13 protein-coding genes are annotated in these 12,259 nt (G+C 36.9%); 9 read left to right on the top strand and 4 right to left on the bottom strand.

Annotated elements, in window-relative coordinates:
- Nucleotides 1-18 precede the first annotated feature (18 nt).
- Nucleotides 19-810 carry a diadenylate cyclase CdaA gene (gene cdaA, locus C8N28_RS08170; protein WP_132223608.1) on the top strand — a complete coding sequence of 264 codons (792 nt, stop codon included), beginning with the start codon at nt 19-21 and terminating at the stop codon, nt 808-810.
- 67 nt (nt 811-877) lie between these two features.
- On the opposite strand, the gene C8N28_RS08165 is transcribed toward cdaA, so the two are convergent.
- Nucleotides 878-1,288 carry a BrxA/BrxB family bacilliredoxin gene (locus C8N28_RS08165; protein WP_132223605.1) on the bottom strand — a complete coding sequence of 137 codons (411 nt, stop codon included), beginning with the start codon at nt 1,286-1,288 and terminating at the stop codon, nt 878-880.
- Between the two features lie 202 nt (nt 1,289-1,490).
- Between C8N28_RS08165 and ahcY the strand changes: the two genes are divergently transcribed.
- Both ahcY and C8N28_RS08155 read left to right on the top strand, forming a co-directional pair.
- On the top strand, nt 1,491-2,807 hold the full coding sequence (ahcY, locus tag C8N28_RS08160; protein WP_132223602.1) for an adenosylhomocysteinase: 1,317 nt from the start codon (nt 1,491-1,493) through the stop codon (nt 2,805-2,807).
- A gap of 8 nt (nt 2,808-2,815) precedes the next feature.
- Nucleotides 2,816-3,532: a pyridoxine 5'-phosphate synthase gene (locus C8N28_RS08155; RefSeq protein WP_132224930.1), complete on the top strand. Its 717-nt coding sequence runs from the start codon at nt 2,816-2,818 to the stop codon at nt 3,530-3,532.
- Between the two features lie 78 nt (nt 3,533-3,610).
- Here the strand turns inward: C8N28_RS08155 and C8N28_RS08150 are convergent, their stop codons facing one another.
- Nucleotides 3,611-4,030 (bottom strand): nucleoside-diphosphate kinase, encoded by a 420-nt coding sequence (locus tag C8N28_RS08150; RefSeq protein ID WP_132223599.1) that lies wholly within the window; start codon nt 4,028-4,030, stop codon nt 3,611-3,613.
- Nucleotides 4,031-4,201: 171 nt separating this feature from the next.
- On the opposite strand from C8N28_RS08150, the gene C8N28_RS08145 reads away from it, so the two are divergent.
- Genes C8N28_RS08145 through C8N28_RS08130 form a run of 4 tightly spaced genes read left to right on the top strand, consistent with a single transcriptional unit; the run spans nt 4,202 to nt 8,043 of the window.
- Nucleotides 4,202-5,212: a DHH family phosphoesterase gene (locus C8N28_RS08145; protein WP_132223596.1), complete on the top strand. Its 1,011-nt coding sequence runs from the start codon at nt 4,202-4,204 to the stop codon at nt 5,210-5,212.
- A gap of 16 nt (nt 5,213-5,228) precedes the next feature.
- Entirely contained in the window at nt 5,229-6,170 is a 942-nt protein-coding gene (locus tag C8N28_RS08140; RefSeq protein ID WP_132223593.1) for an FKBP-type peptidyl-prolyl cis-trans isomerase, read from the top strand.
- A 54-nt stretch (nt 6,171-6,224) separates the two neighbouring features.
- On the top strand, nt 6,225-6,992 hold the full coding sequence (locus tag C8N28_RS08135; protein WP_132223590.1) for a TatD family hydrolase: 768 nt from the start codon (nt 6,225-6,227) through the stop codon (nt 6,990-6,992).
- 28 nt (nt 6,993-7,020) lie between these two features.
- Nucleotides 7,021-8,043 carry an asparaginase gene (locus C8N28_RS08130; protein ID WP_132223587.1) on the top strand — a complete coding sequence of 341 codons (1,023 nt, stop codon included), beginning with the start codon at nt 7,021-7,023 and terminating at the stop codon, nt 8,041-8,043.
- Between the two features lie 92 nt (nt 8,044-8,135).
- Here C8N28_RS08130 and C8N28_RS08125 read toward each other — a convergent pair whose 3' ends face one another.
- Nucleotides 8,136-9,785: a pyruvate dehydrogenase complex dihydrolipoamide acetyltransferase gene (locus tag C8N28_RS08125; RefSeq protein WP_132223584.1), complete on the bottom strand. Its 1,650-nt coding sequence runs from the start codon at nt 9,783-9,785 to the stop codon at nt 8,136-8,138.
- A 36-nt stretch (nt 9,786-9,821) separates the two neighbouring features.
- Nucleotides 9,822-10,817, bottom strand: coding sequence for a pyruvate dehydrogenase (acetyl-transferring) E1 component subunit alpha (gene pdhA / locus C8N28_RS08120; RefSeq protein WP_132223581.1), 996 nt, complete (start codon nt 10,815-10,817; stop codon nt 9,822-9,824).
- Between the two features lie 241 nt (nt 10,818-11,058).
- Between pdhA and C8N28_RS08115 the strand changes: the two genes are divergently transcribed.
- Nucleotides 11,059-11,622: a C40 family peptidase gene (locus C8N28_RS08115; RefSeq protein ID WP_132223578.1), complete on the top strand. Its 564-nt coding sequence runs from the start codon at nt 11,059-11,061 to the stop codon at nt 11,620-11,622.
- A gap of 115 nt (nt 11,623-11,737) precedes the next feature.
- A complete protein-coding gene (locus C8N28_RS08110) occupies nt 11,738-12,244 on the top strand; it encodes a phosphoribosyltransferase family protein (RefSeq protein WP_132223575.1) in 507 nt (168 codons plus the stop codon).
- The last annotated feature ends 15 nt before the right edge of the window (nt 12,245-12,259 follow it).

Below are 12,259 nucleotides of genomic sequence, written 5' to 3'. Positions count from 1 at the left end.
TTTTTTTTAACTTGCACTATGGATAATTTTGATTTAAGCTTTCTAAATATTCGCTTTTTAGATATCATTGATGTACTCTTGGTAGCGATAATAATTTATTACGTTTACAATCTTATCCGCGGAACCATTGCCGTTAATATCCTGGTTGGTCTGGTCATAATCTACCTGGTTTACATTGTTGTAAAGCAATCGCAGATGCGCTTATTGACCGAAATATTTGGTGGTTTTATAAGTGTAGGATCCATTGCCTTGATTGTCGTTTTCCAGCAGGAGATCAGGCGTTTTCTTCTTCATATTGGTAAAAACATCTCGCTTCGGCGTAACCGTCTATTTATGTCACTTTTTTTAAATAAGAATGATGTTGAGAAGGATAATACGGCACGCTTAAAACCAATTATAGATGCATGCAGGAGCATGCAGAAATCAAGAACAGGAGCGCTTCTGGTTTTCTCTAAGTATTTTGATGAAGAATACTATCAGAATAGTGGCGAATTTATAGATGCTCAGGTATCCAAACGTTTGTTGGAAAGTATTTTCCAAAAACATAGCCCATTGCACGATGGAGCAGTGGTTATCGTCGATTTTAAGATAAAAACTGCCAGTTGTATTTTGCCTTTATCTGATAGTGAAGATCTGCCTCTGCAATTTGGTCTTCGTCATCGCGCTGCAATTGGCGTTACTGAAATGAGTGATGCTGTTGCTGTGGTGGTTAGTGAAGAAACTGGCGAGATTTCTTACGCCAAGCAAGGAAACGTAAACATGAATATCGGTTACGAAGATCTTGAGCGCTTGCTTAACGAAGATCTATAATAAAATAACAATGCCTGTTTCTGTATAGATCGCTATACAGAAACAGGCATCAAAATACAAACGCGTATTAGCAGTATTCGTCGAAAGCAGCCACCAAATTGTCAGCAATCATTTGAGCAGGTTTGCCTTCAATGTTATGTCTTTCAATCATATGGACTAACTTACCATCTTTAAACAATGCCATTGCAGGTGATGAAGGTGGATATGGCTGCATATAGCTACGAGCCTTTTCTACTGCTTCTTTTGCAACTCCTGCAAATACTGTTATAATTTTATCTGGACGTTTCTCATTCTGAATAGCCACTTTTGCAGCAGGGCGCGCATTGGATGCAGCACAACCACAAACTGAGTTTACAACTACTAGAACAGAACCATCATGGCTAAGGGCAGTTTCTACTTCTTCTGCAGAAGTTAAATCTTCAAAGCCGACATCTGTTAATTCCTTGCGCATGGGCGCTACCAAATAGTCTGGGTACATTTTAATCCTTTCTTAATGAAACTTTTTACAAATATACACCTTGTGCTTTATATAGCCCAAGTTCTTATTTCAATTGAATGTAATATTAAAGGTGTTATGCTATTCCATTAGTTCTGAAACGTTTGTAATTGCCTCACTGCGCAATAGAAATTTGATAATCGGGCTTAAAGATGTATTTTTGCAATTAATAAAAAAATGAAAAATTATGTCTGTAGAAACGCAATATACACCCTTTAAGGTAAAAGATATTTCTTTAGCTGAATGGGGAAGGAAAGAAATAGAATTAGCAGAAGCAGAAATGCCGGGATTAATGGCACTTCGTGAAGAATATGGTATTTCAAAGCCATTAAGTGGTGCACGTATTGCCGGCTGTTTGCATATGACCATTCAAACTGCTGTCTTAATTGAGACTTTAGTAGCATTGGGAGCAAAAGTAAGCTGGTCTTCTTGTAATATATTTTCAACTCAGGACCATGCTGCAGCAGCTATTGCCGCTGCCGGAATTCCGGTTTATGCGTGGAAGGGTATGACTGAAGATGAGTTTAATTGGTGTATTGAGCAAACTCTTTATTTTGGTGAAGAGCGTGAGCCGTTAAATTTAATCTTAGATGATGGTGGCGATCTTACGAATATGGTTTTTGATAAGTATCCGGAATTAGTTGCTGCAATTAAAGGTTTATCTGAAGAAACAACAACAGGAGTACACAGGCTTTATGAGCGCATGAAGAACGGTACTTTACATATGCCTGCCATCAATGTAAATGATTCGGTTACCAAATCTAAGTTTGATAATAAATACGGTTGTCGTGAATCTTTGGTAGATGCCATCCGCCGTGCAACTGATTTAATGTTAGCAGGAAAAGTAGGAGTTGTTGCGGGTTTTGGTGATGTTGGAAAAGGTTCTGCTGAATCATTAAGAAGTGCAGGCGTACGTGTTATCGTTACAGAAATAGACCCTATTTGTGCATTACAAGCTGCCATGGAAGGCTTCGAAGTTAAGAAGTTCAGCAATGCTGTAAAGGAAGCTGATATTATTGTAACAGCTACCGGAAATAAAAATATTGTTCGTCCTGAGCATTTCTTAAGCATGAAAGATAAAGCTGTGGTATGTAATATTGGCCATTTTGATAATGAGATTGATGTTGCCTGGCTGAATAATAATCATGGCAATTCGAAAGTAGAGATCAAACCTCAAGTAGATAAATACACAATCAATGGAAAGGATATTATTTTATTAGCTGAAGGACGTTTGGTAAACTTGGGCTGTGCAACTGGTCACCCTTCTTTTGTGATGAGTAATTCATTTACCAACCAAACATTGGCACAGATTGAATTGTGGACAAACACTGATAAATACGAAAATAAGGTTTATACCTTACCAAAACACCTGGATGAACGCGTAGCTTATTTACATTTGGCTAAAATTGGAGTAGAGCTTGATGTGCTTGATCAAGATCAGGCCGAATATATCGGTGTCTCAGTTGAAGGTCCTTTTAAATCAGAATTCTATAGATATTAAAAGGAATGATAACAAAGCTTTCTGTAAATATTAACAAAATAGCCACTTTAAGAAATTCTCGTGGCGGTCAGATTCCAAATGTATTAGAAGCTGCTCTGGCTTGTGAGCGATTTGGTGCACAAGGCATTACAGTTCATCCGAGACCTGATGAAAGACATATTCGGTATCAGGATGTGTTCGATATTAAAAAGAATATTAAAGTAGAGTTTAATATTGAAGGAAACTGCCGTGAACAGAAGTTTGTTGATTTAGTATTAGCAAACTCTCCGGCACAGGTAACTTTGGTTCCTGATGAATTAGGACAGATTACTTCAAATCATGGTTGGGATACTATAAAGAATCAGAGCTATCTAAAAGAGATGGTTGCTTTGTTTCAAGACGCTGGTATCCGTGTTTCGATCTTCGTAGATCCTGATATAAAAATGGTTGAAGCAGCTGCAGAAACAGGTACAGACCGAATTGAATTATATACAGAAGATTACGCAACAAACTTTAAGACGGATCCCAAAAATGCTCTTAAACCTTACCTCGAGGCAGCTCATGTGGCTCAAGAAGTTGGTTTAGGTATTAATGCAGGGCATGATTTAGATTTAAACAATCTGCCTTATTTTGCGCAAAACATTCCTAACCTATTAGAGGTAAGCATTGGCCATGCATTAATAGCTGATGCTCTTTATATGGGATTGGAAAGCACCGTTAAACAATACCTGAAAGCTTTACAGTAAATAAGTAAATGCATTTAGTAGATCATAAAAAAAGCCTTCTGGATTTCAGAAGGCTTTTTTTATGATTAGAATTTCTTATTAGAATCTTTCCAATTGAGAAAAGTAAAAGTTTCCTTCTATCTCAGCATTCTCATCTGAATCAGATCCATGTACTGCGTTTGCTTCAATAGATTGAGCATATTTATTACGAATAGTACCTTCAGCAGCATCTGCAGGATTGGTTGCACCGATCAGTTTTCTGAAATCTTCAACAGCATTATCTTTTTCTAAAATCGCTGCAACAATGGGTCCCGAGCTCATGAAACTCACTAAATCAGCATAAAAAGGTCTTTCTTTATGAACTTCATAAAACGCACCTGCAGTTTCTTTTGAAAGATGAGTGTATTTCAATGCAATAATTTTAAAGCCTGCGCTTGTAATATCATTTAATATTGCTCCAATATGCCCGTTGCTTACAGCATCAGGCTTAATCATTGTAAAAGTTCTATTTGTTGCCATGTATGTTTTTTCTGCAAAAATACAATTTTAATTTTAATGGTGAATCTGAAGCTCTATCTCGCTCATTGTCTTCGATAGAATTATTATTAAAATATTGCAGACGAAAGACTTAAAATTGTACGATAGGTTTATAGATAAATTTTTATAGCTTTGCTATCTTTAATTAAGTACATGGTATCGTTAAACGATCTAAAGAAAAAACTCGCTCAACGGCAAAAGATTGTAATTACAACTCATTATAAACCAGATGGTGACGCTTTGGGTTCATCGCTGGCCTTATATCATTGGTTAACGAAACATGGACATGAAGTAACGGTGATCGTTCCTTCAGATTATCCAGCCTTTTTATCCTGGATGCCCGGGCAGGAAGATGCCATCATCTATACATCACATAAAGAGATATCAGACAAACTTATTGAAGAAGCAGATATTATTTTCTGTCTTGACTTTAATCACCTGTCTCGTATCTTGCCTATGGAAGATGTTGTTCGCAAATCAACAGCATTAAAAGTGATGATCGACCATCATATTGGTCCGGAAGGCTTTGATGATGCAAGGTTATGGGATTGTAAGGCAGCAGCGACGGCTCAATTGGTATATGATTTTATTGTAAACCATATGGATGATCGTAAAGAAATTTCTGCTGATATAGCAGCTTCTTTATATACAGGAATAATGACCGATACAGGGTCATTCCGTTTTCCGTCTACAACAGCTGAAGTACATTTAATAATAGCCGATCTGATAACTTTAGGTGCTCAGAATTGGAAAATACATGAAAACGTTTTCAATAGTTCTACAGAAAACCGATTAAAGTTTCTTGGCTTCGCTCTTTTAAACCGGTTGGAAGTTATCCCTGAATACAATACGGCTATATTTGCAATCAAAGCAGAGGATCTAAAGCAGTTTGATATAACTACCGGAGACACAGAAGGTTTGGTTAATTATGCCTTATCAGTGAGTGGTATCCGATTAGCTGCTTTAATTATTGATAGAACAGAGCGCGTTAAATTATCTTTACGATCTATTGGTGATATCCCATGTAATGAAATTTGTAGTCGCTTTTTTGAAGGAGGCGGTCATAAAAACGCTGCGGGAGGACAATCCACGAAACCATTACCGGAAGTCATAGAAACATTTAAATCTATATTACCAGAATATAAAAATCTTTTAACTACATAATATCTAAAAAAAGAAAATGAAAAAATCAATGTTTATTTTAGGTTTAGCAATGCTAGGTCTTACTGCATGTCAGCAATTCCAAGAAGGAGAGGGCGGTATGCAATATAAAATTATTACTGATAATGGGCAACCAAAAATCAAGGAAGGCGATTTCGTGTCAATCGGAGCAATTATAAAGACTGATGGAGACTCATTGCTAATGAGCACTTATGAGACTGGACAACCAACTTATATGACAGCACAAGCACCTATGTATCCAGGTGATATCACATCTGCTTTATTGAAATTAGGTAGCGGTGATAGTGCAATCTTTAAATTTAATATTGATAGCATGGTTGCAAGAGGCCTACCTAAGCCACCAGATATTAATTCTAAATACTTAGTATATACTTTTAAAATCAATCACGTTATTCCTAAAGGTGAATTAACAGATAGTCTTTTCCAGGCTGAAGTAGAAAAATACATTCTTGCTGAAGAGGAAAAAATTAAAAATGCTGAGTCTGGAATCATCGACAACTATATCAAAAAAGAAAATTTAACAGCTAAAACTACAGCATCAGGACTTCGTTATGTAATTGAGACAGAAGGAACCGGTCCCTTAGCAAAAGTAGGAGATTCTATTACTGTAAATTATACAGGCCATTTTATCACAGGCGCTAAGAAAGTTTTTGATACTAGTATTGAAGAAGTAGCCAAAAAAGAAGGTGGTAATGTTTATAACCCTCAACGTCCTTATGAGCCTATCACAATTCCGGTAGGATTAGGAGCAGTTATTCCTGGATGGGATGAAGCAATGCAATTACTACCAGAAGGAAGTAAAGCAAAACTAATCGTTCCTTCTAAATTAGCTTATGGAGAGCAAGGAGCAATGGGCGCGATTGCACCCTATACACCACTCGCATTCGAAATAGAAGTTGTGAAGGTGACGCCTCAAAAAGCTGAGGCACCAACAAACTAATTGATATTAGAAGCGCCTTCAGAGATGAAAGGCGCTTTTTTTTTCACTTATAAAATGAAACTAACAGATACTCATACGCATATTTACTATCAGGCAGGTTCTCCTGAGCTGGCATTGCAAATGGAACGCTGTTTAAATAATGGAATTGACCGGCTCTTTTTACCCAATGTAGATTTGAAATCGGTTGAGTTAATAAAAGAAACGGTTGCAGCTTATCCCAATAATTGCTTTCCAATGCTTGGCTTACATCCTTGCAGCGTTCAAGAAGATTTTCATTCGGTATTAAACGAACTCAAGGAAGCAATTGACCACACTAAGATCTATGCAATAGGTGAGATAGGTTTAGACCTCTACTGGGATAAAAGCACTTTGCCTTTCCAACAAGAAGCCTTTAGAACTCAAGTACAATGGGCAAAAGACCTTGATTTACCTATCGTTATTCATTGCCGTGATGCTTTTAACGAGCTATTTGAGTTATTAGAAGAACTTAACGATAACAAGTTAAGGGGTATCTTTCATTGCTTTACCGGAAATTTAGAGCAAGCAAAACAGGCCATCGATTATGGTTTCTATTTAGGTATTGGCGGAGTAGTTACTTTTAAGAATGCCGGCTTGGATAAAGTAGTAAAAGAAATTAATTTACAGCATCTTGTATTAGAAACGGATGCTCCCTATCTTGCGCCAGTCCCTTTTCGTGGAAAAAACAATGAGAGTAGTTATTTAAAATACATAGCAGAAAAAGTTGCCGATCTTCATCATATATCAGTCGAAGAATTAGCTTCCATTACAACACAAAACTCAGTAAATATTTTTGGAGCTTGATCTTCTTTAAAAATCGGAATTCGCAGAAATGAAAAATATATTTGTAATCTATACAGGTGGAACGATAGGAATGGTAATGGACGAAAAGACCGACTCATTTGTTCCATTTGATTTTGATTTGATTAGCAAAAATGTACCCGAGTTAAACAGACTCAATTATAAACTCACAGTCTCTTCATTTACTCCTATTATCGACTCGTCTAATATGACGCCGGCTATCTGGCTTAAAATGGCTGAGATCATAAAAGAAAACTACGAAGATCATGATGGCTTTGTAATTTTACATGGATCAGATACCATGGCCTTCTCTGCATCTGCCTTAAGCTTTATGTTAGAGGGCTTGCAAAAGCCTGTTATATTTTCAGGATCTCAATTACCCATTGGAAGTATCCGTACCGATGCCAGGGAAAACCTGATAACTGCCTTAGAAATAGCTTCTGCAAAGAAAAAGAATCGTTCTTTGGTACATGAAGTTGGTATTTTCTTTGATAGTCAGCTCTATCGCGGAAATCGCTCTTTTAAATATAATTCAGCAAAGTTTCAAGCTTTCCGCTCTCCAAATTATCCGGTACTGGTTGAGGCTGGCGTCCATTTAAGATACAATGAGGCTGCCTTAGAAGATAACAGTGGAAAAGAGTTCATCCTGCACACTCAATTAGATAACTCAATCTCCGTTCTAAAATTATATCCGGGCATCAATCAAAAGGTTGTTAAAAGCATTCTGGAATCCGACGCACGCTCTATCATTATGGAAACCTTCGGATCAGGAAATACAACTACAGATACCTGGTTTTTAGACATGCTGAGAGATGCCTTAAAAAATGGCAAGAATATTCTTAATATCTCTCAATGCCGGGTTGGTTCAGTAGAGTTAGGAAGATACGAAACCAGTAAATGGTTAAAAGATATGGGTGTATTAAGCGGTTACGATATGACCTTCGAAGCTGCTGTTACTAAATTAATGCATTTACAAGGCCGTTATGAAAGTCAGGCTGAAGTGGCTCATTGGGCAGAAATAAGCATGAGAGGCGAACTAACCAAAACGTTCTAGAAGAACGTTAGATAATAAATATAAAAGAGGAAAGGCTTTCTAGATTAGAAAGCCTTTCCTCTTTTATATTATACTAATAAAATATTAATTGCCTATACTAATAACCTTACAGGCTCTTCTAATAGATTTTTTAATGTTTGTAAGAAGGCTGCTCCGGTAGCACCATCCACAACTCTATGATCGCAACTTAAAGTTACTTTCATGATGTTACCAGGTACAATAGCTCCGTTCTTAACAACCGGTACTTGTTGAATACCGCCTACTGCTAGAATACATGCATCCGGTGAGTTGATGATTGCTGTAAATTCATCAATTCCAAACATTCCTAAATTAGAAATAGTAAAGGTTGAACCTTCCCAATCCGATGGCTGTAGTTTTTTTGCTTTTGCTTTTTGTGCAAAGTCTTTAACCTCTGCTGAGATATGAGACAATGACTTTCCGTCTGCGAAACGTACAACCGGTACTAATAAGCCTTCATCAACCGCTATAGCAACACCAATATTAACGTGCTCGTTGTATCTTATTTTATCGCCTAACCAAGAAGAGTTCACATTAGGATGTTGTTTCAAGGCAACAGCTACTGCCTTAACAACCAAGTCATTAAATGAAACCTTTACAGGAGCAATTTCATTGATCTTAGTTCTTGCACTCATTGCACTATCCATATCTATTTTCATAGTCAGATAGAAATGAGGTGCCGTGAATAAGCTTTCTGATAATCTCTTTGCAATTGTTTTACGCATTTGGGTAACAGGCTTTTCAGTATAGCGCTCTTCTCCAATATATTGAGGAATACTAACTGTTTGCTCGCTTGCTGCTCCGGCTGCTGGTGCAGCGCTTGCTACTTTCTCGGCCGGTTTATAGTTTTCTATATCCTTCTTAACAATTCTTCCACCCTCTGCTGATCCTTTTACATCGCTTAATTTAATTCCTTTGTCTTTAGCTAATTTCCTGGCTAAAGGCGAAGCTTTTACTCTTGAATCATCGCTTTCAGCACTTTCTGCGGAGCTTTCTACCTTAGCTGAACTGCTTTCTTCTTTCGGAGCATCTTTTACTTCTGCTGCCTTATTTTCTGAACTTGGCTTATTCTTTTTATTCAATAATGGAGTGATATCAGTTCCTTTAGGGCCTACTATCGCAATAATATCATTTACTTTTGCTGCTTCTCCCTTTTCCAAACCTATATACAATAAGGTACCATCTGCATAAGCAGTTACCTCCATAGTTGCTTTATCAGTTTCAACATCTGCTATTGCATCATCACTCTTGATCTCATCGCCAACTTTGAAATTCCATTCAGCGATAACGCCTTCAGTCATGGTATCACTCAAAAGAGGCATGGTAATAACGGTAACACCCAAATCTTCAGCTGTTACATCACTGTCTGAATCAGAACTACCCGAATCAGCTTCTTTAGAGTCAGATGAAGCTTCTGGTGCTTCCTTCTTATCCGATGCAGTATCTTCCTTTTTACTATCTTCTAACAATGCTTTGTAATCTTCTCCCTTTTCTCCTAAAACTGCAATAATTGCATCAACGGGAACTGCCTCACCTTCTTTAGGGCCAGTATATAGCAGTATTCCGTCTTGATAAGATTCAAAATCCATTGTCGCTTTATCGGTTTCCACCTCTGCAATAACATCGCCTGAACTTATTTTATCGCCAACTTTTTTATGCCATTTTGCGATAACACCTTCTGTCATGGTATCGCTCATTTTGGGCATTCGAACTACTTCAGCCATTCTATTTTATTTGAGTGTCTTTAAATATATTAAATATTAATTATGGATGTACGGATAATCAGTTTGTACATACACATCTTTGTAAAGTTCTTCTACCTCAGGATAAGGAGAGTCTTCCGCAAATTTAACAGCTTCTGCAACAATTTGTTTGATGTCATTTTCAACCTCATCAAACCATTTGTCAGTTGCATATTTCTTTTTACGGATTATTTCTTTCACATTAATAATAGGGTCGCGGCCTTTATAATCTTCCAATTCTTCTTTTGTACGATATTTAGCCGGATCAGACATTGAGTGTCCTTTATAACGATAAGTACGGATCTCTAAGAAAGTTGGCCCATCTCCTTTACGTGCACGAAGCACCGCTTCATCCATTGCATTATGTACAGCAACAACGTCCATTCCATCAACAGGAGCACTTGGCATATCAAATGCAAATCCCATTTTATAGATGTCTACTTGATTGGTAGTACGTTTAACCGATGTACCCATTGCATAACCGTTGTTCTCGCAAACAAAAATAACAGGCAATTTCCAAAGCATTGCCATATTCAGGGTTTCATTGAAGGCACCTTGACGTACAGCTCCATCACCCATATAACAAATGCAAACGTTATCTGTACCACTGTATTTTTCAGCAAAAGCTATACCTGCGCCTAATGGAATCTGACCTCCAACAATACCATGTCCGCCCATAAACTTATGCTCTTTGCTAAAGAAGTGCATTGAGCCTCCTTTACCTTTAGAACAACCAGTAGCTTTACCATAAAGTTCTGCCATTGCTGCATTCGGACTCATTCCTTTTGCTATCGCATGAGCATGATCGCGGTAGGTTGTAAGCATTGAATCTTCCGGACGTATAACAGACATTGCTCCTGCTACAACAGCCTCTTGACCAATGTAAAGGTGACAAAATCCTCTTATCTTTTGTTGGCCATATAGCTGACCAGTTTTTTCTTCAAATCTACGCATGAGTAGCATTGATCTATACCACTCTAAATAGGTTTCTTTTGTAATCGCTATTGAACTCATTTTGACGTATTAATAAATATTAAATGCGGTAGGCAAATCTAAACAATAGATTTGAAATATGATAATATGGGTGTCTAATTTTCAATTATGTATAGAATTCTAGACAGCAGTGTATAGAAAAAAGTTAAATATATGTTAAAAAGTTTGGAGGCAATACCTTTTTCGGTTAGTTTTGAAAGATAAATCTACCAATTAGATAAATGCACTTTACTTTTAATAAGACTTCAATTTAGTTATATATATGAAAAAGACGGCAATACTGGCTTCTTTAATGGTTATTTGTTTGCTTTTTAACGCCAATGCTCAAACCTCTTCTTCTAAAACCACAGCTAACGATCCCGACAATCTTGCAAAAGATTACTTCTCACAAATAATGGGTGTAGCGGCTAGTTCCACTACCAACAGCAAAATGTATCAATTTATTTACGATTGGATTGGTACTCCTTATCGTTTGGGAGGTAACACTAAAAAAGGTATTGATTGTTCGGCTTTTGCAGCAGAACTTTACGAACAGGTATTTAATACATCCATTGGTTCTAATTCCCGTAATATCTATTCAAACGTAGATAAGGTAAGCAAGAACAATTTACAACCAGGCGATTTCGTTTTCTTTAAAATTCGCAGCAAAAATATATCTCATGTAGGAGTTTATATTGGTGATAATAAATTTGCTCACGCTTCCTCAAGTCGCGGAGTAATGGTAAGTGACCTTAACGATGCTTACTGGAAACGTTATTACTATAATGGCGGCCGGGCTTTGACAGCTGCCTCTGATGATACAAATACAGATCCTTCTATAAATTAATCTATAAAAATAAAAAGCCCGGATGTATGATCATACATCCGGGCTTTTTATTTTTATAGATTCTGTTTTTAGCTAATCAGAAAAAATAATTACATTTATTTTTAATCTAAGAAATATGCCAAAGAAAGTCATTATCCTAAATAGTGAGCAAATAGAACAGAGAATTATTAGGATAGCCTACCAAATTCTAGAAGACTCCATTGAAGAAAAAGAACTTGTTTTTGCAGGAATAGCTGATCGGGGATACATATTCGCTGAACGTATTATCAATGAATTAAAAAAGATATCTAAACAGAAGATCTCATTAATTAAAATTTCGCTGGATAAAGATAGTACTTCTCTTAACGCAAATACAGATAAGGATGTATCCGATGCAAAAGACAAGGTGGTTATCTTAGTAGATGATGTTTTAAATAGCGGGCGCACTTTAGCATACGGTCTCAGCGTATTTCTTAATGTGCCTTTAAAGAAAATGAGGGTAGTAGTATTAATTGATAGAAGTCACCATGATTATCCGGTATACAGCGATTTTGCAGGACTTAAACTATCAACCGTATTAAAAGAACACGTTTCCGTTATCTTCTCCGATAAACCAGGAGAAGATGCAGCGTACCTTTCATAAGGCCATTCTTTACTT

The organism is Albibacterium bauzanense (assembly GCF_004339765.1).
In the GTDB taxonomy this organism is placed as follows: domain Bacteria; phylum Bacteroidota; class Bacteroidia; order Sphingobacteriales; family Sphingobacteriaceae; genus Albibacterium; species Albibacterium bauzanense.
The sequence above is the reverse complement of the archived record's forward strand: the minus strand, read 5'-3'. Positions and strand labels throughout refer to the sequence as shown.